Genomic DNA, 287 nt, shown 5'->3' on the forward strand with positions numbered 1-287 from the left:
ATCTTATTCTCTTCGGTATCTAAGTATAATTTAGGACTTAAGATGGTTGCTGCAGACAAACGGCCGGTTGATTGGTAGAGACTGGCTGTGCTGTCCCAAGCATAGATTTTATCGTCCTTAGCTGACTCCTCACGGATATACTTGCTAACCACAGCACGTTCTGCTTCTTCCTCACCAGATAATAGATAGCGTTGAACAACCGGTGATGCGACTAAAAAGGCCATCGCTAACACAGGTAAAAATAAATTTCCAACAAAATAATTTTTCCAAATAGAAGGAGTCCGTCT

1 pseudogene is annotated in these 287 nt (G+C 41.5%); it reads right to left on the reverse strand.

Annotation, left to right across the window (positions count from 1 at the left end):
* Positions 1 to 287, reverse strand: a pseudogene (locus tag A0765_RS09800) (heme transporter CcmD); the annotation flags it as partial.

Source organism: Streptococcus cristatus (assembly GCF_001588905.1).
In the GTDB taxonomy this organism is placed as follows: Bacteria; Bacillota; Bacilli; order Lactobacillales; family Streptococcaceae; genus Streptococcus; species Streptococcus cristatus_N.